Annotated in this window: 24 protein-coding genes and 1 pseudogene; 9 read left to right on the forward strand and 16 right to left on the reverse strand. The window is 56.2% G+C overall.

Going from position 1 to position 23,135, the window contains the following annotated elements:
* Positions 1–20: 20 nt before the first annotated feature.
* The 4 genes from JEM67_RS12860 to araC all read left to right on the forward strand — a co-directional run bounded on the left by JEM67_RS12860 (position 21) and on the right by araC (position 4,615).
* Positions 21–1,004, forward strand: a complete 984-nt coding sequence (locus JEM67_RS12860) for an arabinose ABC transporter substrate-binding protein (protein ID WP_013812725.1) — start codon at positions 21–23, stop codon at positions 1,002–1,004.
* Positions 1,005–1,064: 60 nt separating this feature from the next.
* Positions 1,065–2,600 (forward strand): L-arabinose ABC transporter ATP-binding protein AraG, encoded by a 1,536-nt coding sequence (araG, locus tag JEM67_RS12865; RefSeq protein ID WP_199639197.1) that lies wholly within the window; start codon positions 1,065–1,067, stop codon positions 2,598–2,600.
* Positions 2,601–2,617: 17 nt separating this feature from the next.
* Positions 2,618–3,601, forward strand: a complete 984-nt coding sequence (araH, locus tag JEM67_RS12870; protein WP_199639199.1) for an L-arabinose ABC transporter permease AraH — start codon at positions 2,618–2,620, stop codon at positions 3,599–3,601.
* A gap of 96 nt (positions 3,602–3,697) precedes the next feature.
* Positions 3,698–4,615 carry an arabinose operon transcriptional regulator AraC gene (araC, locus tag JEM67_RS12875; RefSeq protein WP_013812728.1) on the forward strand — a complete coding sequence of 306 codons (918 nt, stop codon included), beginning with the start codon at positions 3,698–3,700 and terminating at the stop codon, positions 4,613–4,615.
* Between the two features lie 132 nt (positions 4,616–4,747).
* On the opposite strand, the gene sodD is transcribed toward araC, so the two are convergent.
* The 4 genes from sodD to idi are packed head-to-tail and all read right to left on the reverse strand — an operon-like array spanning position 4,748 to position 9,322.
* Entirely contained in the window at positions 4,748–5,902 is a 1,155-nt protein-coding gene (gene sodD / locus JEM67_RS12880; RefSeq protein ID WP_013812729.1) for a sodorifen biosynthesis terpene cyclase SodD, read from the reverse strand.
* Between the two features lie 41 nt (positions 5,903–5,943).
* Positions 5,944–6,915 carry a sodorifen biosynthesis class I SAM-dependent methyltransferase SodC gene (sodC, locus tag JEM67_RS12885; RefSeq protein ID WP_199639201.1) on the reverse strand — a complete coding sequence of 324 codons (972 nt, stop codon included), beginning with the start codon at positions 6,913–6,915 and terminating at the stop codon, positions 5,944–5,946.
* A complete protein-coding gene (sodB, locus tag JEM67_RS12890) occupies positions 6,912–8,756 on the reverse strand; it encodes a sodorifen biosynthesis 1-deoxy-D-xylulose-5-phosphate synthase SodB (protein ID WP_199639203.1) in 1,845 nt (614 codons plus the stop codon). Before sodB ends, sodC begins: the two co-directional genes overlap by 4 nt.
* Before the next feature lie 26 nt (positions 8,757–8,782).
* Positions 8,783–9,322 carry an isopentenyl-diphosphate Delta-isomerase gene (gene idi, locus JEM67_RS12895; RefSeq protein WP_199639205.1) on the reverse strand — a complete coding sequence of 180 codons (540 nt, stop codon included), beginning with the start codon at positions 9,320–9,322 and terminating at the stop codon, positions 8,783–8,785.
* A gap of 447 nt (positions 9,323–9,769) precedes the next feature.
* Here idi and JEM67_RS12900 point away from each other — a divergent pair, with 447 nt between their 5' ends.
* Together JEM67_RS12900 and JEM67_RS12905 are read left to right on the forward strand one after the other, a co-directional pair.
* The gene (locus tag JEM67_RS12900; RefSeq protein WP_199639207.1) at positions 9,770–10,810 is read left to right on the forward strand and encodes an oxidoreductase; all 1,041 of its coding nucleotides are present in this window, start codon (positions 9,770–9,772) and stop codon (positions 10,808–10,810) included.
* A 75-nt stretch (positions 10,811–10,885) separates the two neighbouring features.
* The gene (locus JEM67_RS12905; RefSeq protein WP_199639209.1) at positions 10,886–11,881 is read left to right on the forward strand and encodes a bile acid:sodium symporter family protein; all 996 of its coding nucleotides are present in this window, start codon (positions 10,886–10,888) and stop codon (positions 11,879–11,881) included.
* Positions 11,882–11,913: 32 nt separating this feature from the next.
* On the opposite strand, the gene add is transcribed toward JEM67_RS12905, so the two are convergent.
* A complete protein-coding gene (gene add, locus JEM67_RS12910; protein WP_199639211.1) occupies positions 11,914–12,912 on the reverse strand; it encodes an adenosine deaminase in 999 nt (332 codons plus the stop codon).
* A 57-nt stretch (positions 12,913–12,969) separates the two neighbouring features.
* Between add and JEM67_RS12915 the strand changes: the two genes are divergently transcribed.
* Positions 12,970–13,101 (forward strand): hypothetical protein, encoded by a 132-nt coding sequence (locus tag JEM67_RS12915; protein ID WP_255520027.1) that lies wholly within the window; start codon positions 12,970–12,972, stop codon positions 13,099–13,101.
* On the opposite strand, the gene JEM67_RS12920 is transcribed toward JEM67_RS12915, so the two are convergent.
* From JEM67_RS12920 to JEM67_RS12955, 8 genes are all read right to left on the reverse strand, one after another.
* Entirely contained in the window at positions 13,098–13,676 is a 579-nt protein-coding gene (locus JEM67_RS12920; RefSeq protein WP_199639213.1) for an AAA family ATPase, read from the reverse strand. The genes JEM67_RS12915 and JEM67_RS12920 overlap by 4 nt on opposite strands.
* Positions 13,673–14,110 carry a PTS sugar transporter subunit IIA gene (locus tag JEM67_RS12925; RefSeq protein ID WP_199639381.1) on the reverse strand — a complete coding sequence of 146 codons (438 nt, stop codon included), beginning with the start codon at positions 14,108–14,110 and terminating at the stop codon, positions 13,673–13,675. Before JEM67_RS12925 ends, JEM67_RS12920 begins: the two co-directional genes overlap by 4 nt.
* A 9-nt stretch (positions 14,111–14,119) precedes the next feature.
* Positions 14,120–14,389, reverse strand: a complete 270-nt coding sequence (locus JEM67_RS12930; protein ID WP_199639215.1) for a hypothetical protein — start codon at positions 14,387–14,389, stop codon at positions 14,120–14,122.
* 141 nt (positions 14,390–14,530) lie between these two features.
* Positions 14,531–15,373: a class II fructose-bisphosphate aldolase gene (locus JEM67_RS12935; protein WP_199639217.1), complete on the reverse strand. Its 843-nt coding sequence runs from the start codon at positions 15,371–15,373 to the stop codon at positions 14,531–14,533.
* The gene (locus tag JEM67_RS12940; RefSeq protein WP_013812740.1) at positions 15,360–16,727 is read right to left on the reverse strand and encodes a PTS sugar transporter subunit IIC; all 1,368 of its coding nucleotides are present in this window, start codon (positions 16,725–16,727) and stop codon (positions 15,360–15,362) included. The genes JEM67_RS12935 and JEM67_RS12940 overlap by 14 nt, the downstream gene beginning before the upstream one ends.
* Positions 16,720–17,034 carry a PTS sugar transporter subunit IIB gene (locus JEM67_RS12945; protein WP_006324987.1) on the reverse strand — a complete coding sequence of 105 codons (315 nt, stop codon included), beginning with the start codon at positions 17,032–17,034 and terminating at the stop codon, positions 16,720–16,722. The genes JEM67_RS12940 and JEM67_RS12945 overlap by 8 nt, the downstream gene beginning before the upstream one ends.
* Before the next feature lie 10 nt (positions 17,035–17,044).
* Entirely contained in the window at positions 17,045–18,025 is a 981-nt protein-coding gene (locus tag JEM67_RS12950; RefSeq protein WP_199639219.1) for a 6-phosphofructokinase, read from the reverse strand.
* 395 nt (positions 18,026–18,420) lie between these two features.
* A complete protein-coding gene (locus tag JEM67_RS12955) occupies positions 18,421–19,176 on the reverse strand; it encodes a DeoR/GlpR family DNA-binding transcription regulator (RefSeq protein ID WP_199639221.1) in 756 nt (251 codons plus the stop codon).
* Between the two features lie 101 nt (positions 19,177–19,277).
* On the opposite strand from JEM67_RS12955, the gene JEM67_RS12960 reads away from it, so the two are divergent.
* Both JEM67_RS12960 and JEM67_RS12965 read left to right on the forward strand, forming a co-directional pair.
* Positions 19,278–19,874: an NUDIX domain-containing protein gene (locus tag JEM67_RS12960; RefSeq protein WP_199639223.1), complete on the forward strand. Its 597-nt coding sequence runs from the start codon at positions 19,278–19,280 to the stop codon at positions 19,872–19,874.
* A complete protein-coding gene (locus tag JEM67_RS12965; protein ID WP_126482459.1) occupies positions 19,871–20,236 on the forward strand; it encodes an NUDIX hydrolase in 366 nt (121 codons plus the stop codon). The genes JEM67_RS12960 and JEM67_RS12965 overlap by 4 nt, the downstream gene beginning before the upstream one ends.
* A 96-nt stretch (positions 20,237–20,332) precedes the next feature.
* Here the strand turns inward: JEM67_RS12965 and JEM67_RS12970 are convergent, their stop codons facing one another.
* The 3 genes and pseudogenes from JEM67_RS12970 to JEM67_RS12980 all read right to left on the reverse strand — a co-directional run bounded on the left by JEM67_RS12970 (position 20,333) and on the right by JEM67_RS12980 (position 22,872).
* On the reverse strand, positions 20,333–21,514 hold the full coding sequence (locus tag JEM67_RS12970; protein WP_199639225.1) for a MalY/PatB family protein: 1,182 nt from the start codon (positions 21,512–21,514) through the stop codon (positions 20,333–20,335).
* A pseudogene (locus JEM67_RS12975) lies at positions 21,507–21,713 on the reverse strand (PTS sugar transporter subunit IIBC); the annotation flags it as partial. The gene JEM67_RS12970 and the pseudogene JEM67_RS12975, both read right to left, overlap by 8 nt.
* A 559-nt stretch (positions 21,714–22,272) precedes the next feature.
* Entirely contained in the window at positions 22,273–22,872 is a 600-nt protein-coding gene (locus JEM67_RS12980) for a fucose-binding lectin II (RefSeq protein ID WP_370576193.1), read from the reverse strand.
* Positions 22,873–23,135: the final 263 nt, after the last annotated feature.

The following is a 23,135-nucleotide window of genomic DNA, read 5'->3' on the forward strand; positions in this document are numbered from 1 at the left end:
ACAACACTGCGGAGAGTATCATGCATAAATTCACTAAGGCGCTGGCGGCACTGGGTCTGGCGGCCGTTATGTCACATTCGGCTGTCGCCGAGACCATGAAGCTGGGCTTTTTGGTCAAGCAACCAGAGGAACCCTGGTTCCAGACCGAATGGAAATTTGCCGACAAGGCCGGTAAGGATCTCGGTTTCGACGTGATCAAAATCGCCGTGCCGGACGGGGAAAAAACCCTTAACGCCATCGACAGCCTGGCGGCCAGCGGAGCCAAGGGCTTTGTCATCTGCACGCCGGATCCGAAGCTCGGTTCGGCGATCATGGCCAAGGCGCGCAGTTACAACCTGAAAGTGATCGCCGTGGACGATCAGTTTGTCACCGCCAAGGGCAAACCTATGGACAGCGTGCCGCTGGTGATGATGGCGGCCACCAAAATCGGTGAACGTCAGGGCCAGGAGCTGTGGAAAGAGATGAACAAACGCGGCTGGAAGCCGACGGACACCGCCGTGATGGCGATCACCGCCGATGAGCTGGATACCGCCCGTCGCCGCACCGGCGGTTCGATTGCCGCGCTGAAAGCGGCCGGCTTCCCGGAAAAACAAATCTACTCGGTACCGACCAAGTCCAACGATATCCCGGGGGCGTTCGACGCCGCCAACTCAATGCTGGTGCAGCATCCTGAAGTGAAAAACTGGCTGATTGTCGGCATGAACGACAACACCGTACTGGGCGGCGTGCGCGCCACCGAAGGCCAGGGCTTCAAGGCACCTAACGTGATCGGCATCGGCATCAACGGCGTGGACGCGGTCAGCGAGCTGTCCAAGGCGCAGGCTACCGGTTTCTACGGGTCGCTGCTGCCAAGCCCGGACATTCACGGCTACAAGAGCATTCAGATGCTGCATGACTGGGTAGAAAAGGGTGTGGAGCCGCAGAAATTTACCGAAGTGACCGACGTGGTGCTGATCACCCGCGACAATTTTAAAACCGAACTGCAGAAAAAAGGCCTGATGTAATCACCGAGCCGCCCGCAGCGTAACGCCGGGCGGCATTTTTGACCGCAGGAGGATCGCATTATGACCGCCGCATTGCCGTATCTGACGTTTAAAGGCATCGGTAAAACCTTCCCGGGCGTGAAGGCGCTGGACGATATCAGTTTCAGCTGCCAGGCCGGGCAGATCCACGCGTTGATGGGAGAAAACGGCGCCGGGAAATCCACGCTGCTGAAAATTCTCAGCGGTAACTACGCGCCGACCCAGGGTGAAATTCAGCTGAAAGGCCAGCCGGTTCAGTTCGCCAACACCACCGATGCCTTGAACGCCGGGGTAGCGATTATCTACCAGGAGCTGCATCTGGTGCCGGAAATGACGGTGGCTGAGAACATTTATCTTGGCCAGTTGCCGACCAAACTCGGGCTGGTGGATCGCAAGCTGTTGCGTTACGAATCCCGCTTGCAACTGGAACATCTCGGGCTGGATATCGACCCGGATACGCCGCTGAAATACTTGTCGATCGGCCAGTGGCAGATGGTGGAAATCGCCAAGGCGCTGGCGCGCAACGCTAAGGTGATCGCGTTTGACGAGCCGACCAGTTCGCTGTCCGCCAGAGAGATTGAGCAATTGTTCCGGGTGATCCGCGAACTGCGCGCCGAAGGGCGGGTGATCCTCTACGTTTCGCACCGTATGGAGGAGATCTTTGCCCTCAGCGATGCCATCACGGTATTCAAAGACGGCCGCTATGTGCGCACCTTTGACGACATGAACCAGGTCAATAACGCGCAGTTGGTGCAGGCGATGGTGGGCCGCGATCTCGGTGACGTCTACGGTTATCAGCCGCGTGAGTTGGGGCCGGTGAGATTGGCGCTACAGGGATTGCAGGCACCGGGCGTCAAAACCCCTATCGATCTGAGCGTGCGCGCCGGGGAGATTGTCGGGCTGTTTGGCCTGGTGGGCGCCGGGCGCAGCGAACTGATGAAGGGCATTTTCGGCGCCACGCGGGTCAGCAGCGGACAACTGACGTTGGATGGCCAGCGGTTGGACATCCGTTCGCCGATAGACGCTATCCGCGCAGGCATCATGCTGTGCCCGGAAGACCGCAAGGCGGACGGCATCATTCCGGTGCATTCGGTGCGAGACAACATCAACATCAGCGCGCGGCGTAAGAGCATCCGCGCAGGCTGCCTGATCAATAACGGCTGGGAAGTCAGCAATGCCGACCACCACATTCGCGCGCTGAATATCAAAACCCCAAGTGCCGGTCAGCTGATTATGAATTTATCCGGCGGTAACCAGCAGAAGGCGATTCTGGGCCGCTGGCTGTCGGAAGAAATGAAAGTGATCCTGCTGGATGAGCCGACGCGCGGTATCGACGTCGGCGCCAAGCATGAAATTTACCATGTGATTTACCAACTGGCGCAGCAGGGCATCGCGGTGCTGTTCGCTTCCAGCGATTTGCCCGAAGTGCTGGGGCTGGCGGACCGCATCATCGTGATGCGCGAAGGCGCCATTTCCGGCGAATTATTGCATGACGCTGCCAGCGAGGAAAAAGCCCTCAGCCTGGCGATGCTGCGCACCCCCGATATTGCCCCTGATGCCGCTGTGGCGGTGGCTTGATTGTGAAGGAGAAAGAGATGTCGACCATAACGACCCATTCTGTGAAAAGCCGCAGCGGCCGGGGGCTGGCGCGTATCTGGGACAGCTACGGCATGCTGGTGGTGTTCGCGGTGCTGTTTATCGCCTGCGTAGTGTTTGTGCCTAACTTCGGATCTTTCATCAACATGAAAGGGCTGGGGCTGGCGATATCCATGTCCGGCATGGTGGCCTGCGGCATGCTGTTTTGCCTGGCCTCCGGCGACTTCGATCTGTCTGTCGCTTCGGTTATCGCCTGTGCCGGGGTTGCCACGGCGGTGGTGATCAACCTGACCGAAAGCCTGTGGATCGGCGTAGGCGCCGGCCTGCTGTTGGGCGTGGCGTCGGGGTTGATCAACGGTTTTGTCATCGCCCGACTGAAAATCAACGCCCTGATCACCACGTTGGCCACCATGCAGATCTTGCGCGGGCTGGCCTACATCATTTCCGACGGCAAAGCGGTGGGCATTGAAGACGAGCGCTTCTTCACCCTGGGTTACGCCAACTGGCTGGGGCTGCCTGCGCCGATCTGGATCACCGTCGCCTGTCTGATCCTGTTCGGTTTCCTGCTCAACAAAACCACCTTTGGCCGCAATACGCTGGCGATCGGCGGCAACGAAGAGGCGGCGCGGCTGGCCGGGGTGCCGGTGGTGCGCACGAAAATCATCATCTTTGTGTTGTCCGGGCTGGTTTCGGCCGCCGCCGGCATCATTCTGGCTTCGCGCATGACCAGCGGCCAGCCGATGACCTCGATCGGCTATGAGCTGATCGTGATCTCGGCCTGCGTGCTGGGCGGGGTATCGCTGAAGGGCGGTATCGGCAAGATTTCCTACGTTATCGCCGGCATCTTGATCCTAGGGACGGTAGAGAATGCGATGAATTTGCTGAATATTTCGCCGTTCTCGCAATATGTGGTGCGCGGCGTGATCCTGCTGGCAGCGGTGATTTTCGACCGCTACAAACAGCAGGCCAAACGCACGGCGTAGAAAATCGCTAACCCTGCTCACAGTTCTGCCATCGGTTCAGGCAGTAATCTGCCGGGCCGATACACTGGTAATAGACAAGTTGTTTGAGGAGGACCGATGTATCATCGCATGGCACAGGAACCGCAACCGAACCCGCTGTTACCGGGTTACACCTTCAATGCCTATCTGGTGGCCGGGTTGACGCCGATCATGGCGGACGGCCCGCTGGATTTCTTTATCGACCGCCCTGGCGGCATGAAGGGTTATATTCTCAACCTGACTATCAAGGGCCAGGGAAAAGTGTTCGACGGCGAGGACACCTTTTACTGCAACCCCGGTGATCTGTTGCTGTTTCCTCCCAAGGCATCCCATTACTACGGCCGTTCACCGGACAGCGACTGTTGGTATCACCGCTGGGTCTATTTCCGCCCGCGCGCCTACTGGGCCGATTGGCTGGAATGGCACAGCAAAACCCATGAGGTGGGGCGGCTGACGCTGCCAAACAACAACCTGCTGCTGGAATTCGACCGGCTGTTCGCCAATATCGAACAGACCCAGCGCTCCGGCCGCCGTTTCGCGGAAGAACTGGGCATGAACCTGCTGGAACGCCTGTTGCTGCGCGCGATGGAAGAAGATCCGCTCAGCCCGCAGAAAATCATGGATCCGCGGGTCATCGAAGCCTGTCAGTTCATCACCGGCAACCTGGCGGGCGAGTTGCGCATTGACGAGGTGGCGCGCCATGTCTGCCTGTCGCCGTCGCGGCTGGCGCACCTGTTCCGTGAGCAGGTAGGCATCAATATCCTGCGCTGGCGCGAGGACCAGCGGGTGATCCGCGCCAAGCTGCTGTTGCAAACTACGCAGGAGTCGATCGCCACCATCGGTCGGGTGGTGGGCTATGACGATCAACTCTATTTCTCTCGCGTATTCCGCAAGCGGGTGGGGGTCAGCCCAAGCGATTTCCGCCGCCGCAGCCTGGAGATTAACTACCCGGCGAAAAGCGAGCGCCAAACGCCTTACGCGGCGGTTACCGGTTAACTGCGTTGAGGACATGCGCGGTAACCGGGCTGCCAGGGGGAGAGGGAACCCGGTTACCGCGCATACGACCATTCCCCGATCACGCTCATCGCCGAACAAGCGTCCATGAACAAATTCTGTGTTGAAAGCCGCCTAGCGCCGCCCGTGCTGATCTGCTCTTTCCCCCACCTGCCACCACCAGGCGATGGTCGGGATGTCGATCGGCTCTGACAGCTCGCTTCCCCGAGCTTGCCGAGTAAACCCTGACGCGGTATAAGCCAGCCTGCCTGATGTCGTCCCATCAATAAATCGATAACGTTGGGTTTGTTGACACCACAAGATCCCGCCAATGGTATATTCTTCCAGCGCATCAATATAAATTTCGGCTCCTTTGTCATGCGGCCCATTTAATACTTCATCACGGAGCTCGACAAAACGCATCAGCATACGGTCCTGCATATTGAAAGCCATTGCCATTGCGGCTTCGACAGAAAGGTTATGGGTGTCCATCAGAACATCGATGATGTTATACCCATCGGCAGTACGTTCCGCCTCCTTGAAGTAGGAATAGCAATCACTTGACCAGTTGACCACGGTACGGGCCAGTTCCATCAACGCATTGACGCGTCTGTCGAACAGCAAACCCGGCCCCAACTCCAACCCGTTGGCGATCTGCGTATTGAGCATAAATGTGGGGGTGGCACCAGTATGCATGCGGGTCACCACATAATCACTCAGGTTGGGGCGTATCCCGCGCGCCACGTTAGATGCTTTCTGGATCTCGATGAAAAACCAATGTCGGACCGAATCCACCCACTGGTTGGCAAGATAGTCAGGTGACAATTGGCGAACGCGTTGCAGAATATCCCGCATGGCCACTGCATAGCGGTCATTTTTATCGACAATGATGTCGTGGCATTCCAGTGCGCGAATAGTTCTGAAAGCGCTGTCTGCCATTTCCATCGGCTTGTCACGAGTTGGGCCTTCATCGCAAAATTCATCGTCCCAGGTAAAAGCAATCATCGCCAGATCGGCCCCCAATTGCAGTTGCTCGGCATTGGGGGCCAAGGTATAGACATAGCCTGCAATCCCTCCGCAATCCTGTCCGTACAGACGCTGGCGCTGTTCTTCAGTCCAGTAAAGACGGTAACGCTCCATGAAATCGAGCGCTTTCTTTTCAACTTCGGCTTTCAGGGGGTGCACTTTGTACTGCCGGTTGAAGGGATTATAGTCAGGCACAATATGCATGACGGGTTGGGACGTAAGCGTCGGTTGGGCCTCGGGAGACAAAAAATCATTTGTGTTCATACTGTTCCCCATCATTGAATAGATATGACGTTAACGGATGATTATTTTTTGCAAGCAATCACGCTGTAAGTAGAAACCTTGTTCTTCAGCAGCGCCACCGACCAGTTTTCCGCCAGCACCCGCAGCTCCTCCAGCGCGCCGTCAACCCCGGTGGGGAAATGACGCTCGATATTGGCTTTGGAGTCCATCAGCCAGTGCGCTACGTCGACGTTTGACGGCAATACGCGAAAATCCTTTATGGTGAAACCGCTGTCTTCCAGCACCTGGCTAAAGTAAACCGGCGTTTTTTGATGGCGGCAGGCCAGGCGATCAACAATATCCGGCGTATCGGACTGGTAGCGATCCGGTTCGACGTTGTACAGATTGTCGGAAATGATCACCTTGCCACCGGGCCGCACCCGGCTGAATAACGCGCGCATGGCTTTCTCATACAGCTCGTTGGGGAAGTGAGAGATGACACCGCGGATGATCACCAGATCGTAAAGATCACCCGGATCCGGCAACAGTCCGATGTCCTGCGCGTTGCACAAAAACAGATTGATGCGGCCGCTCAACCCTTGCTCGGCATGGAAGCGGGCGCAGTAGTTGAGCTGCTGGGCGCTGACGTTAACGCCGTCCAACCGTTGGCATTCCGGATAGCGCTCCGCCAGATGCTTGAGGATGTAACCCCAGCCGCAGCCGATATCCAGGATACGGCGCATTGCCGGCCGATCGCTGCCGGTTACCCCGGCCAGAAACAACTGCTGCTCGAAATAACGGACACTGGACTCATCCAGTCCCGCGGTAGGTTTCAGTTTCGACGTCGGCGTCAGGGTAGGAGCCGTATCCTCATACACCCCAAATTGAAACAACAGCGTCTCGCCGATGGCCTTGCGCCAATGTTCCGGTTCTTCGCAGTAGGTCTGTACCACCTTCTCCTCATAGCTGTCGGTATGGCTATCCCGGATCACCTGATACGGCAGGTTTTGCAAATACACCGGGTCGGGTGACATCATTTCAGACAGATTGCTCATGGTCGCTCTCCTCGATAAATGCGCGTGTTTTCGTGCAAAAAAGCTTCACTTTCATCGGTAAAACTCCCCACGTCGGCAACAAACCTCGCCACCGGCGGTGTAACAAAGCTGACAATGGCGTTTTCGATGCCGTCGGCGTCCAGACCGCAAGTTGCCAGCAGCTCTGCCGGCTCGCCGTGCTCGACAAAATTATCCGGAAAGCCCAGCAACAAACTGTTTATCGCGATCCCGGCGGCGGACAGGCATTCCAGGCAGGCGCTACCCGCGCCGCCGGCGATGCAGCCTTCTTCCACCGTGACCAGCGTTTCATGGGTACGCGCCAGGCGTTGCAGCAGCTCAGCGTCGAGCGGTTTGACGAAGCGCATATTGACCACGGTCGCATCCAGTCGGACACCGGCTTCCAGCGCCGGCGCAACCATCGAGCCGAAGGCCAGAATGGCGATCCGCCGCCCAATGCGGCGAACCTGAGCTTTTCCCAACGGCAACGCCGCCATCTCGCGCTGCGGCAGCACGCCGGGGCCACTGCCGCGCGGATAACGCACCGCCGCCGGGCCATGATGATTCAGCGCGGTATGCAGCATTTGCCGGCACTCATTTTCATCCGCCGGGCACATCAGCAGCAGATTGGGAATGCAGCGCAGATAAGCCAGATCGAACATGCCCATATGGGTCGCGCCATCGGCGCCTACCACGCCGGCGCGATCGATGGCGAAGGTTACCGGCAGTTTCTGGATGGCGACGTCGTGGATAAGTTGGTCATAACCGCGCTGCAGGAAGGTGGAGTAAATCGCCACTACCGGCCGCATGCCTTCGGCGGCCAGGCCGCCGGCAAAGGTCACCGCATGCTGTTCGGCGATGCCGACGTCGAAATAGCGATCGGGAAAGCGCTGCTGAAAGGCCACCAGGCCGGAACCTTCACGCATCGCCGGGGTAATGCCGACCACGCGCGCGTCGCACTCTGCCTCGTCGCACAACCAGTCGCCGAATACCCGCGTATAGGTCAGCTTACCGGCGGCGGTGGGCAATATTCCGGCCTGCGGACAAAATTTGGCCGGCGCATGGTAGTTCACGGGGTCGGCTTCCGCGTGCGAAAAGCCTTGGCCCTTACGGGTGATGACATGCAGCAACTGCACCCCGCGCCGATCGCGCAGCCGTTCCAGTGCCGGGATCAGCGTAGCCAGATCGTGGCCGTCAACCGGCCCCGAGTAGTCAAAACCCAGGGTGCTGAACAGTGACGCAGATTCACCGCCTTGCAGAGCGACGAGATGCTGTTGCAGCGCGCCGACCGATGGCGAGATCGACATATCGTTATCGTTGAGGATCACCAGTAGGGGCAGGTCCGGATCGAGCGTGGCGTTGTTCATCGCCTCAAAGGCCAGACCGGCACTGAGCGCGCCGTCGCCAATGACCGCGATGCAGCGCCGGGCCTGCCGCTGCAGCCGGACGGCGTGCGCCATTCCCAACGCGGCGGAGATTGACGTGCTGGAATGGGCGGTGCCGAAGCTGTCATAGGGGGATTCATCCCGTCTTGGAAAGCCGGAAATGCCGCCCTTTTTGCGCAGGTTGCTCATCTGTCCGCGTCTGCCGGTAATCGCTTTGTGCGGGTAGCATTGATGACCGACGTCCCAGACAATGCGATCGTTTGGCGTATCAAAGACATAGTGCAGCGCCAGGGTTAATTCCACCACGCCGAGATTAGAGGCTAAATGGCCACCGCTTTTTGCAATGCTGGATAATAAAAATGCCCGGAGTTCATTTGCTGCCTGTGCTAATTTCTCACGGGATAATTTTCGTAGATCGGCCGGAAAATTAATTAATTCCAATAAGGTATCCATCGCCATTCACCAGTCGTTTAATGTGGATAGCATTAACGGGATGCAAGCTTTTCCCATCGTGTTATTTCATTGGTATCAAAACTGTTTATTATTAACCTGAACCAGGCGGTGAATTTTTCTGGATGTAATTCAACCTCATGCAATAACGGGATCACATCAAACCATCGCCAATTTTCGACTTCGTCAGGATTAATATCAGGTTCACCTTCAAACAAGCCAACATAAATATGGTCGAACTCGTGTTCAGTCAAATTTCCAGGTACTTCAGCATGATAGATAAAGCTGGAGACCTTTTTCAATGGGGTGCAAAACCCCATTTCTTCCTGTAAACGCCGCTGGGCGGCAGCATCGGTAGCCTCGCCCCAGCGCGGATGCCCGCAGCAACTGTTGGTCCACAATCCGGCCGAATGATATTTGCCGAACGCTCTTTGTTGCAGCAGCAATCTTCCTTTGTTATCAAATATAAAGATCGAAAATGCACGATGTAATAGCCCTTGCTGATGAACAGAGAGTTTCCCTTCCGAACGGATAGGATTATCTTTGTCATCAACGAGGATCAGCATTTCTTCCACGAGTGACCCCCGAAATAAATTCGATTGCAGGAAGTATGTTTTTTGATCAATGAGATTTAATTAAAGACGCATTTCTTTCATTGTCAAATTTATTTAATGATGGGTTTGAAAAAATAAATTAATAACGATGATGTATAAGTTGGTGACATATTTTTTACTTATGGATGAGTTCAAGGTTAATTCAATGGTGAGAGGGATTCCGTGGCGAAATATATTTTATGTCAGAGCCAGATGATGAATGATTTTAGCTACAGAAACAAAAGGGTCGGCTAGCCCAATGATGCTAAACCCTCTGTCCCGGACTGTAGTGAAGCGTCTCGGTCATGTTGATTGAAGAGTGGGGTTATTGTGCGTCGCTGCAGTTAACATAACATTTACTTCTTGTTCCCGCCTGCGTCATGGTGTCAAATCGGATAGGTAGATAGCGAGCCAGCAAGAGGAAATACCATGGCAGAAAAAATTCGGGTTGGGCTGGTCGGTTACGGCTATGCCAGCAAAACCTTTCATGCGCCGCTGATTGTCGGCACTCCTGGCGTAGAACTGGCCGCCGTGTCCAGCAGCGATGCCGGCAAAGTGCACGCCGACTGGCCTGCGATGACGGTAGTGAGCGATCCGCAGGCGTTGTTCAACGACCCCTCTATCGATCTGATCGTCATTCCCACCCCCAACGATACCCATTTTCCACTGGCGCAGCAGGCGATGGCCGCCGGCAAGAATGTGGTGGTAGATAAACCCTTTACCGTGACATTGTCACAAGCGCAAGCATTGAAACAGCAGGCGGAACAGAGCGGTACACTGCTGTCTGTGTTCCACAACCGCCGCTGGGACAGCGATTTCCTCACGCTCAAGGCGCTGCTGAAAGAAGGCGCGCTCGGCGAAGTGGTTTACTTTGAGTCGCATTTCGATCGCTTCCGGCCGGAAGTGCGCCAGCGCTGGCGCGAGCAGGCCGGCGCCGGCACCGGTATCTGGTACGATTTGGGGCCGCACCTGATCGATCAGGCGCTGCAACTGTTTGGCAAGCCGCAAACGCTGTTTGTCGATCTGGGCGAACTGCGCCCTGGCTCGCAATCGGTGGATTATTTCCATGCGGTGTTGAACTACGGCAATCGCCGGGTGGTGCTGCATGGCACGGTGCTGGCGGCGGCGGAAACCGCGCGTTATATTGTGCACGGCACCCAGGGCAGCTTTATCAAGTTCGGGCTGGATCCGCAGGAAGATCGCCTGAAAGCCGGTGAGCGCCTGCCGCAGGCCGACTGGGGCTACGATATGCGCGACGGCGTAGTGACATTGTCACGTGATGGCATACTGGCGGAGAAGCCGTTGCTGAGTATTCCCGGCAACTACCCGGCCTATTACGCGGCAATCCGCGATGCGATTAACGGCGAGAGCGAAAACCCCGTGCCGGCCAGCGACGCCATCAACGTGATGGAAATGATCGAACTGGGCATTGAGTCTGCGAAACAGCAAAAGGCGTTGCCGGTGGTCTGATCATCGTCACTTTCGCCATCCACGGTTCCGGGTTCGCTTGTCGAACCCGTTTTACTCTTCGAGGGATCCCGATTCATGTCTTGGTTACAGCGTCTGCGCATTGATAAGTTTTTGTTGGTCCTGATTTTTGTGGTGATCGTCGCCTCGATATTCCCCTGCGAAGGGGTATGGAAAACTTTCTTCGAACGCCTGACTACCGCCGCCATTGCGCTGCTGTTCTTTATGCATGGTGCCAAGCTGTCGCGTGAGGCGATTATCGCCGGCATGAGCCACTGGAAACTGCATCTGGTGGTGTTTCTCAGCACTTTCGCGCTGTTCCCGCTATTGGGGCTAGCGATGAATTGGATGGTACCGGGGCTGATGACGCCGACGGTTTATCTGGGCTTCCTGTATCTGTGTGCGTTGCCGGCGACGGTTCAGTCGGCCATCGCTTTTACTTCTGCGGCGGGCGGTAATGTGGCCGCGGCGATTTGCAGCGCCTCGGCGTCCAGTATCCTCGGCGTTTTCCTGTCGCCGCTGTTGGTGGGAGCCTTGATGCATACTCAGGGCGGGGATACCGACGTACTGCACGCGATTGGTTCGATAATCCTGCAACTGATGGTGCCGTTTGTGGTGGGGCATCTGGCGCGGCCGTTGATTGGCAAATGGGTCGATCGCCACCGTAAACTGATCAACATCACTGACCGTTCATCGATATTGCTGGTGGTGTATACCGCGTTCAGCGCGGCGGTGGTGGAAGGTATCTGGCACCGGATTGACGGCTGGTCGTTGCTGACCATTCTGGTGATGTCGCTGGTGCTGCTGACGGTGGTGTTGATTATCAACACTTACACTGCGCGTTGGCTGGGGTTCGATACCGCCGATGAGATCACCATTGTGTTCTGCGGCTCGAAAAAGAGCTTGGCGAACGGCATTCCGATGGCCAACGTGCTGTTTCCGGCCGCTGCGGTGGGGGCCATGGTGCTGCCGCTGATGATTTTCCATCAGGTGCAACTGATGGTGTGCGCCGTACTGGCGCAGCGCTATGCACGCAAAACCGCCAAACAGCGAGAGGCGTTGGCGGTGAAATAAACCGGGGCGCGTTATACGCGCCCCTTGTTTCATCAGCCTCGCACTTTATCGCACAAAGCCTGCTTTTCCTGCTCGCTGAGGAACGCCATTTTCAGGCCGTTTTCCTGTGCGGTGCGGATTTCAGCCGGCGTCAGCCCGGCCTGTGGTGCCGCTACCCGGTATTCGTGTTCGATCTCGATGCCCTGAACCGCCGGGTCATCGGTGTTGATCGAGGCCAGCACGCCGTGGCGCAGGAATTTCGCCAGTGGATGCTGGGCCAGAGAAGAGACGGTGCTGGTCTGAATATTGGAGGTCAGGCAGGATTCGATGCCGATGCCGTGTTCAGCCAGGAAGTCCATCAGCGCCGGATCCTCAATCGCTTTCACTCCGTGGCCGATACGCTCGGCGCCCAACTCGCGGATCGCCTGCCAGATGCTTTCCGGGCCTGCGGCTTCGCCCGCGTGCACGGTAATGCGCAAGCCGGCGTCGCGGGCACGGTTGAAGTGGCTAAGGAACAGGCTGCCCGGGAAGCCCAGCTCGTCACCGGCCAGATCCAGCGCGGTAATGCCGTCGCGGTGCGCCAACAGACCCTCCAGCTCTTGCAAACAGGCCGCTTCGCCAAAGGTACGGCTCATGATGCCGATCAGGCGGACATCGATGCCCCGATCGCGAACGCCGGAACGAATGCCGTCAATCACCGCTTCGACTACGCCAGCCACCGGCAGTTGGTGTTTCATCGCCATGTAATACGGCGAGAAGCGCAGCTCGGCGTAGTGCAGGCCGGCATTGGCCGCGTCCTCTACGTTTTCGTAGGCAACCCGGCGGCAGGCATCCAGGTCGCCCAGCACCGCCACGCCCCAGTCCAGCTTTTGCAGAAAGCTAATCAGATCCGGTTCGGCATGGGTGATTTGCACGTGCGGGCGCAACGCTTCCAGCTCGTCAGCGGGCAGGGCCAGATTGAACTGACGGCCCAGATCGAGAATGGTTTGCGCACGGATGTTGCCGTCGAGGTGACGGTGAATGTCGGTAAGCGGTAGGCGGGAGTCAATCATGATCTGCACTCGTTATTTTGTTGTAGGTAAAGTGCATATCAGTATAAAAACAAAAGAATGAAAATTGCCATTGTGTTGCATAAAAAAGTGATGAAAATCACATTAATTGCGGGCGGTGTCGCATTTTTGGGTCATGGCGGGCGAGAAGCTCCCGCGTTTGCTCTGACCGGCAGTCGCGGAAAGCATTAACCTGCCATCCGCTTACCGATGTTATCGCCACCGATGCCGTACTCCGCCAACCAATCGACAATCCTGCCTATCACCACCGGCTGGGCCTGTTCAACCCGAAACACCGGGCCGATGGCCATCGGGGTGGCGTGTTCGGCCAGCGCCCGCAATTCAGGCAAATATTCTGCGCCGGGGTGGCCTTTGGGCCGTTGGCCGATGCGCGAACCATAGCGTTCGGCCGCCAGCTCGCCGGAAATCTGGTTCCACACTTCGAGGGGCTGCACTACCCCGGCTTCTCGTAGGTAATGGCGCAACGGCTCCCTGGGCTGAAAGCCGAACCAAGCGTCGATAACGTAAGTACAGCATTCCGGTGCCTGCGCCACGATTGACCAAATGGCGTCATAAGCGGCGCAGCCAAGCCGCCGGTTCAGCGCCCGATCCACGTTGTCCAGCCGCGACATAAACGGCTCCTTGATGCCGTCCAGGGTCAGATACGGCAGGCCGAAATGGTGCGCCAAAGCCTGCGCGACAGTGCTTTTGCCCGAGGCAGGAATGCCATTGACCAGAATGACGGTTTTTCCGCTCGCCAGAGTCATAATATTTCCACCACTTCTTGCCATATTTTCGCGGCGCGGAGTTTGTCGAGCCGCTCTTTATTGTCCAGCAAATCGACAATGGCGCGAATGCCGTCTTCGATATGCCGGTTACTGTCGGTCGCGCCGAACAGGATAACGATATCGGCCTTTTCGCTGTCCTGAAAGGCGATAGGCTCCTCCAGCAACACCATGCTGAAGCAATTTTTAATCACTCCGCACTCCGGCCGTGCATGGGGGATGGCGATCCCTTCGTCAAACACGTAATAAGCGCCGTGGGCCAGCGTATTGCTGATCACCGCCTGATAATAAGAGGCGTGAATATAGCCGTTATCAACCAACGGCTGCGCCGCGAGCGTAATGACCTTTTGCCAGTCCGTTTCCTTGACGCCGACCTGGATGGCGCCGGCCTCAAGCAGCAGTTGTTTAATTGTCATCATGATCCCTCAGAGATTTTTCCTGATAATATTGCGCAGCTCGTCCATTTTGATAAAAACGGCATCGATATAGTGGCGATGGTTCTGGCTTTTGGCGTAAACCTTTACAGCCCGATTATAGGCCAGCATTAATGTCTTATGGATTTCGCCTTCTGCCGGCGTTGCCGACAACCGCTGTTCCAATGCGTTAATTTCGGCTGCAATTTCATTGGCTTCATCATCGTAATTCGTGGTGGGCAGCGTTTCTTTTTCCCGCTGACGTTTCATAAAATTAAACATATATTCTCCAGTCTATACCCGCACGTTTCAAGCCACGGCGTGCAGCACCCCTGCAATAGCTGGGGATCTTGGGATTACGAGTTAACCGCTTGGCCGCGACTTGAAATGCACAGGGTATATATTAAGAACGAATGACAACCGTTATTTAAACAGACCGATCTTTTCCGTTAATACTTCGGTGACGGCATTATTGGCTGGGATCAGGAATTTCCGCACGCTGTCGTTCACTTTGCCTTTTTCAAACGTCTGCTTGCAGCGCCCAACCCACTGCACGTTCATCTCGGTGCCCACGTTGACCTTTTCAATGCCGCCGGCCACCGCGCGCCGCATGTCTTCATCGCTGACCCCCGTGCCGCCGTGCAACACCAGCGGGGTATGGGTGGCCTCGGTGATTTCCGCCAGGCGCTGGTGCTGGATATGCGCCTTGCCGGTGTACAGCCCGTGGACGGTGCCGACCGACACGGCCAGCATATCGACCCCGGTTTCGTCTACAAAGCGCTTGGCGTCTTCTACGGTAGTAAAACAAATGTCCTCTTCCGCGACCGCCTTACCGTCTTCCGAACCGCCGATGGCGCCCAGTTCAGCCTCCACCGAGACGTTACGCTGGCGGGCGATGTCGATCACCTTGCGGGTATTGGCGATATTCTCGTCCATATCAAGATGCGAACCGTCATACATCACCGAACTGAAACCGGCATCAATCGCCGTCTCGATGGAGGTGATGTCCGAGCAGTGATCCAGATGCAGACAGGTGGGCACGTCTTCGCTTGCCGACAGCGAGCGGACCGAATCAACCAGCAGCCGGTAACCCAGATATTCGGCGGTTCCGGTGGAAATCTGGATCATCAGCGGGCTGTGGGTCGCCTTGGCCGCCCTGAAAAAGGCCGGCAGCATCTCCAGGCAATGGAGATTGAATGAGCCGATCGCCTTGAAGTCGCGGGCCTTGGCAACGGACAACAGCTCGTTGAAATTATAGAGTTTCATGGACTTTTCCCTCAGGGTGTTTGGTTGATTTACCGTTAACAAACCACGCAATCAGCGTGATGAAGACAATGAACAGGGCGATGAACAGCCAGTTGCCCTGGAAGGCATGCCCCATCACCAGGCCGCTGCTGATGACGTCGGAATCGCTGAAGGTCACGCCGACAAAGCCGTAACTTTCCAGCATCGGCACCAGAATGGCCGGCAGGAAGGTGATGAACAGACCGTGAACCACGCCACCGATCATCGCGCCGCGTCGCCCGCCAAGGGCGTTACCGAAAATGCCTGCGGTGCCGCCGGCGAAGAAGTTGGTGAGCAGGCCGGGCAGGATCATCGCCAGACCGAACATCGGGAATACGATCATGCCGATGATGGAACCCAGGGTCGTGGCCAAGAAGCCGACAATCACCGCATTGGGCGCATAAGGGAACAACACCGGACAATCCAGCGCCGGGCGGGCATCCGGCACGATGCGCATGGCAATGCCGCGAAACGCCGGCACCAACTCATTCAGCAACAGACGCACGCCGCTGTAGAGGATAAACACGCCGGCGACGAACTGAATGGCCTGCATAAAGGAGTACATCAGGTAGTTCATACCGCCGGCATATTGGGCGATGAACTGTGGCCCGGCCGCCAGTGCGGGGATCAGATACATCGGGATCATCACCACCGCCATCGACAGATAGGTGTCTTGCAGAAACTTGAAGTTGTCGGGTAACTCCAGATCCTCGGTGGAACGCGAGCCTTTGCCGACCACCTTGGCGACCGCCGCCTGCACCAGATAACCGATGGTGCAGAAGTGCCCCAGCGCCACCTCGTCCGAACCGGTGATTTTGCGCACGACCGGCTGCGCCAGTGCCGGCATCAACACCGCCATCACGCCGCCAAAGATCCCTCCGGTCAAAATCAGCGGCATCCCGGTCAGCCCGGCTTTATAGCCGATCACCGCGCCGATGGTGGCCATCCACAACAACGCCTGCCCGGTCAGGAAAATGTATTTGAACGGGGTGATGCGGGCGATGATGATATTCACGGCGAAAATCACCAGCAGCGTCATCGCCACTTCAGAACCCAGTTCACGGTTGGCCAGGCCGGCAATGGCGGCGACATCGGTGATGTAACCGGTCATGCCGAAGCCGTGGGTGAAGATACTGTTCAGGTAGGTCAGGGCGCCGACAATGATGTTGATGCCCGCCATCATGATCAGAAAGCCCAACAGCGTTTTGAACGTGCCTTCGGCGACCTTACCGGTGGATTTTTTCTGCAGCAACAACCCCAACATGGCGATAAAGGCAATCAGGATCGACGCCTGACCCAGCAGATCTTTGACGATAAAATCTATCAGGCTACTCATGATGGGGGCCCTTCATGTCGCGCTCTTTCAAAAAGGCCACAATCTTTTGCTCGATTTCCACTTTATCGGTGAGTCGGTGGAGAACAATGACCCGTTTTTTTTCTTCTTCGCTGGCGTCGGCATTTAAAATATCGGCGAAGGTTTTTTGGGTCAGAATAATATCTGATTTAAAGGCGCTGGCCTCAGAGATCGTGGTGTGATCAATATCGGCTTCAATCTCTAATTTTTTCAGCACCGCTTTTGCGCTCATTTCGATGGCAAAGCTGGAGCCGAGGCCGCAGCCGCAAACACACAGTATTTTAAGCATGGACATCTCCTCAGATTATATTTAACTGCCTGGCGAGTTTGTAATGGTGTCCTTCGGTGTCGACCAAACGTTTTTGCATGCTGATTAAATCAATCGGAATAGGTTGGTTGCCGGCATTAATAATGATTGCCTTGTTTTTCATTCCGGAATGAATACAGCGCACGACTTCGCTGGCCATAAGGGTTCCCTGATAGATTTCTTCGCAGGTGGGATCGCCATTGCGCAGACCGTACCCCACGATGGTTTTGCGAATGCGCAAGCCAATCTTGGGTTCCAGCTGTTTAATCATGGTGTCGATCGCCCCCTGGAAGCCTGGCGAATACTCTTTCGTATACCCCTCTGAACATAAAATGATAACGCTGTTTTGCCGCTCCAGCCGGTGGGTTATTTTTTCCGCCAATGCGTTCAAGGGATGTTGGCATTCTGGAATCAGGGCAAAGTCCGCATTGGACTTTATCGCCGATTGCAGCGTCAGCTCCCCGCAGTAACCGCCCAGCAGCTCAATCATAAATACGCGGCCCGGCAGGGCGCGCCCGGTATTTCTCAGCTTGGAGACTTCTTTTATCACCTGCTCGCAGGCGGTGGAAAAGCCGATGGTGTAGTAGCTGCCAAAAACGTCATTGTCGATGGTCATGCCCACGCCAAAACAGTTAACGCCAAACTCACTGAGCGTATTTAAAAACTGCAGCGAGCCGTCGCCGCCGGCCATAATAAGCACGTCAATGTGCAGAGCTTTAAGTTGCTTGCCGATAGTTTCATATTCACTGGCGACCAGTTTCTTTGCCGTACGACCAGAAGAGATAATGGGCATCGATGAAATAGAGAAATCGACCAGGTCGCGTCTGGCGATGGAATGATGCTGATTAGCCAGTAAGCCCGGTATTCCGCCGTTAAACAGAACGATATCTGCCTGCGCCAGCCTGGCGACCTGGAAAATAAAGTTGTTGATGCCGGTGACATCGCCACCGCTTATTACCACGCCGATTTTCATATGCCTGCTCCCAGCCCATTCCGTTGCAGTCATTGTTATTTTTGGCATCGGTAAAATTTGCAGGTGATATCACAAAACAATCACAAATATTTCCTTCGAAGAGATTGACAGCACTATAGATAGCATGATTTCTGAGAAGCAGATCTCATTTTATTTTTTTGAGACAAAAGAGAAAAGGTGACTATTTATTAATAATCAATATGTTGCAGATATGTTGTTTTTGAACGATGGATAGGGCGAAAAATAGGGAGTCGGGCAGAGGGAAGTTTAATGAAGTGTGATTACTCTCGCATTTTTTACGGTAATAAGAGGGAGGTGAAGAAATTAATAGCGCTCAATACGCGGCCAGGGTTAATAACCGCGTATTGATTGTGTTTTTTATTTGGCCGCGGCACTCAGGCTCTCACTACCGTGACCCCGGCCTGTTCCAGCGGGGCGATCAGCGCGGCGTCGGTCGCGCGTTCGACAATAATGGTCTGTGCCAGCGTGATGTCGCCAATCGCAAATTGTGAGGCGGCGTTCAGCTTGGCGGCGGAGGCCAGCACCACGGTTTCTGCCGCCCGCGCCGCCAGCGCGCGCTTGATATAGGCCTCTTCAAGGTCGCCGGTGCTTAGCCCTGCGGTCGGGTGCACGCCCGTCACCCCCATAAAGTAAATGTCGGCGCGGATGTGCGAGATGGCTTCCACCGCGGCGGCCCCCACGCTGACGATCGAGTGTTTATACAACCGCCCGCCGATCAGGATCACCTCCACTTTGGGGTGTTCAACCAACCCGACCGCCACGCTGGGGCTGTGGGTGACGATAGTCGCCTCCAGCGTGGGCGGCAGCTGTTTCACCAGCTCGGCGGAGGTGGTGCCGCCATCGATGATCACCACTTGCCCTGGAATGATCATCGCCGCTGCGGCTTTGGCTATCGCACGCTTGGCGGCCGATTCCTGCCCGTTTCTGTCGGCAAAGGTGCCAATGGCGGGGGAGACTGGCAGCGCGCCGCCGTGCACCCTTTGCAGCAGCCCTTCGCTGTCCAGTTCACGCAGATCGCGGCGGAGGGTGTCTTCGGACAGCCCGAACATTTCGCTGAGCTGTTTGGCCAGCACCTGTCCGTCCTGTTCCAGTTTTTCCAGAATAATTTTCTTGCGCTGACTGGTGAGCATCGCGTTGTCCCGTTAAATTTGCATTGCACGAAATATCTTGATCATACACGAAACTGCACGATAGTATCCAGTTCCTTTCCTGCGTTGTGGAGTTGACCAACATGATTGCGACTAAAGATCGGGTTCGTATCGTTGAAACCCGGGTGCTGTCCGATGACTGGTATCTGCTGAAAAAAACCACCTTTGATTTTTTGCGCCGTGATGGCGTCTGGCAACGGCAAAGCCGCGAAACTTACGATCGCGGCGACGGCGCGACCATTTTGCTGTTTAACCGGCAGGTGCAAAAAGTGGTGCTGACGCGCCAGTTCCGCTTTCCGGTGTTCGTCAACGGCCACGACGGCATGCTGATAGAGGCCGCCGCCGGCCTGCTGGACAATGCCTCGCCGGAGGAACGCATTCGCGCTGAAGCGGAGGAGGAAACCGGCTATCGGGTGCAAAACGTGCAGAAGGTGTTTGAGGCCTATATGAGCCCCGGTTCGGTGACCGAAAAACTGCATTTCTTTGTTGGGGAATATGATGCCGACAGCCGGGTGAGCGACGGCGGCGGGGTGGAGGCGGAAGGCGAAGACCTCGAGGTGATCGAGATGCCGTTGGCGGACGCTTTGCACGCCATTCGACAAGGAACCCTTGTGGATGCCAAGACCATTATGCTGCTGCAGTTTGTGGCGCTTAACCGTACCCTGGAGAATAACTTATGAGTGCTCAATTGATTCTGATAGCCGGCCCGTACCGCAGCGGCACCGATGGCGATCCGCAGCGCATTGCCGCTAACCTGCACCATTTGGAGCAGGCGGCGCTCGAGGTGTATCAGCGCGGGCATGTGCCGGTGATTGGCGAATGGCTGGCGCTGCCGTTGGCGGCGGCGGCCGGTTCAACCCAATTGGGGGACGCGGTAAGCGAGGCGTTTCTCTATCCGGTGGCCCATCGGCTGATTGCCCAATGCCAGGCTATTTATCGCATTGAAGGCGCATCGGCGGGGGCGGATAACGACGTGCGGCTGGCCAATGAGCGCGGGTTGAATGTCTATTACCGCCTGGACGATATCCCGCAGGCTAAATGAACAGGGGGCGAACAGGTTCGCCCTGAATGACCCAATAGCGGGCGCAGCCTGTAACCGGTGACGGTTTGGTCAATCCGCGGTGGCAGGCCCGGCCGACTAAACTTCGCCCAGAACAAACCTCAACCCGCTAATCAGTTTATCCATGCCGGCTTCCACCTTGCTGCGTGGGCAACCGACGTTCAGCCGCAGGAAGCCGCGGCCCTCTTCGCCGTAAGTGAAACCCGGCATAATCGCGACCTTCTCGTGGTCGATCAGCACCTGTTGCAGTTGGCTGTCATCAACGCCCAGCGGGCGCAGATCGATCCAGGCCAGATAAGTGGCCTGCGGCGGCTGCCAGTCGAGCATAGGAAACGCCTGGTTCAGCCGTTCGGCGACGTAGGTCAGGTTGTCTTGCAGGTAATCGCGCAGTGCATCCAGCCAGGGCTCGCCGTGGCGATAGGCCGCAATGTGCGCCACCACCGCCAACACCGCCGGTGAAGACAGCCCGTCGCGGCTTTTCAGCAGTTGGGTGTAGGCGTCGCGAGCGGCATCGTCGCTGATAAACCCGTAGGCGCCGGTCAGCGCCGGAATATTGAAGGTTTTGGAGCCGGAGGTCAGCAAGGCCCAGGGCGTGGTCGCCACCTGGCTCCATGGCGTGTGCTGCCTCTCGCCCCACACCATGTCCATATGGATCTCATCGCTGATCACCCGTACATCATGGCGTTCGCACAGCTCGGCCATCTGCTGCAACTCCGCCGCGCTCCACACCTTGCCGGTCGGGTTGTGCGGGCTGCACAACAGCAGGATCTTGGTTTGCGGCCGCGCCAGCAGCGCTTCCAGGTGCGCCATATCGCACAGCCATTGGTCGCCGTTTTTGTGCAACGGGCAGGCCAACAGTTGACGCTGATTACCGAGGATCACCTTATAAAAGGCGTCATAGGCCGGCGTGTGAGTGACCACGAATTCCCCCGGCGCTGACCACAGGCGGATCATCTGCGCCGCCATGTAGATCACCGACGGACCGTAAACCGCCATCCCGGTGTCGATCGGCGTACTGAAGCGCTGCTGATACCAGTGGCGCACCGCGCCGAGAAAATCCTCATGCTGCCAGCGGCTGTAGCCCAGCACACCGTGCTGCAGGCGTTGTTGCAGCGCCTCGATAATGCAGGGGGCGGTCGCGAAATCCATATCGGAGATGGTGAACGGCAGCAGGTCATCGCTGCCAAAGCGATCGGCAATGTAATCCCACTGCGTGCACCAGGTGCCGTGTCGATCGACCGGAGTAGAAAAATCAAACATGTGACGCTCCCTGCAGGGCGGCAGCAGGAAGCGCCGCCGCTATCAGTGAGTCTAATTCATCTTTTACCGATTGTACCTGCGGGCCGATCACCACTTGCAGATTATGGTCATTAAGGTGCACGACGCCAATGGCGCGGTTGGCCTTCAGCGCCGCGTCATCCACCTGGCTCATGCCGCTGACCGACAGGCGCAGGCGGGTGAACGTGCAGCCAGCACGCTGGAAGGACATATATATAAAACATACAAGCAACCAGACGGTAATGTGATCAAGACTTCTGCCGCAGGCCGATATCAGATCACCAGCAGCTCATGGGATGATGTTCAGAAGGCATTAATCTTCCCGATTTTTCGAAACACAGCCAGGATATTGCTGCGCTCTATCTGATTCAGCGCGCGGGGCAACTGAAAAATGTGGTGGCTGGTCGTTATGAGGATGCAACTGCCGGACTTGGTGGGGTATGGGCCTTACCCATTCCCGGCAGGCACAGGACATGCTGGCTTCGGATCTTTTCTGATATGGCAATTACCGGACTGTTCAGCCGTAATCGGCCCAAGATTGGTGATCTGTATTTTGATGCTCTACTGGAGGAGTCCAGCGAACTGCGCACCGATGTGAGGTAAGTGAGTTTCCGCTTGAAGATGCCTCTACATCGCAGGAGTGCGGCACTACCCAGATAGCACTAATGCCGCACCGTTGGTCCTCTGAGAGCAAGGCGAATGTACGGACGGGGGACTTGGTGAGTCATAGGGCGGTGGTTTCAGGGGGTAACGGTTGGTTGCGGGCAAAGAAAACCCGGCGCGATGGTCGGGCGGGAGTCAAGCACCAAATCCCAAGATGTTGAGGACAACGGCCAGTTCAGAACGACAACGCTGTCATTGTAATCATTATCCGTTCCGCTCTCAGCACCGATAGTTATGAAACCAGGCTTCCCATCCAGCGTGTTATCTGAATAACGCAGTTTGCATGGTTTACCATCGCCCTCAATCTGAACACAAACATTGCCCGTGCCCGAATGATAAACTTTGGTATTTTTACCATCGCTATTATTCATTGGCGTATTGTTCAAACCTTTGCCGTTATAGGTATCAACCAGATTATCGTCGATATACAGTTTGACAGTTTGTTTATGGGCGTCAGTATTAGCGTAAGCCGTCAGGCCGAATGCCGTGTTGGGTGGTAATTTGAAGCACTGCTTGCCAGAATCATTCTCACCACACGAACCTTTACAGCCATAATTTCCGTCATCTTTGTGGTACGGGTCAGGCTGCGGTGAAACGGTCTGGCACGGATTCTGCGTACACTTTATTTGCCACAGGCCCGTGGTGTCTTTTCTGCGATCATCCTCTGACGTGAACACAAAGTATCCCTCTCCTCATAAACTCAGTGAACATCAGTGTTTATGGCCTTTGATTTATGGAATGATTTATTGCACTTACTGGGCCAACGCCGGCTCTAATGGAATGGACGCCCCCAGTTATTAAATGGCCGTGTTTGACACACTTCCATTTTGGCATACTGATGCCGTTTAAGTTGGGGCGTCCATTCCATTAGAGCCCCCTGACTTCGGGTTTCATAGCGACGATAGTTAACTCTTTCAGCTTTCAGGTTGCGAAGGTCATA

It is taken from the genome of Serratia sp. PAMC26656, from assembly GCF_016469055.2.
Classification (GTDB): Bacteria; Pseudomonadota; Gammaproteobacteria; order Enterobacterales; family Enterobacteriaceae; genus Serratia; species Serratia plymuthica.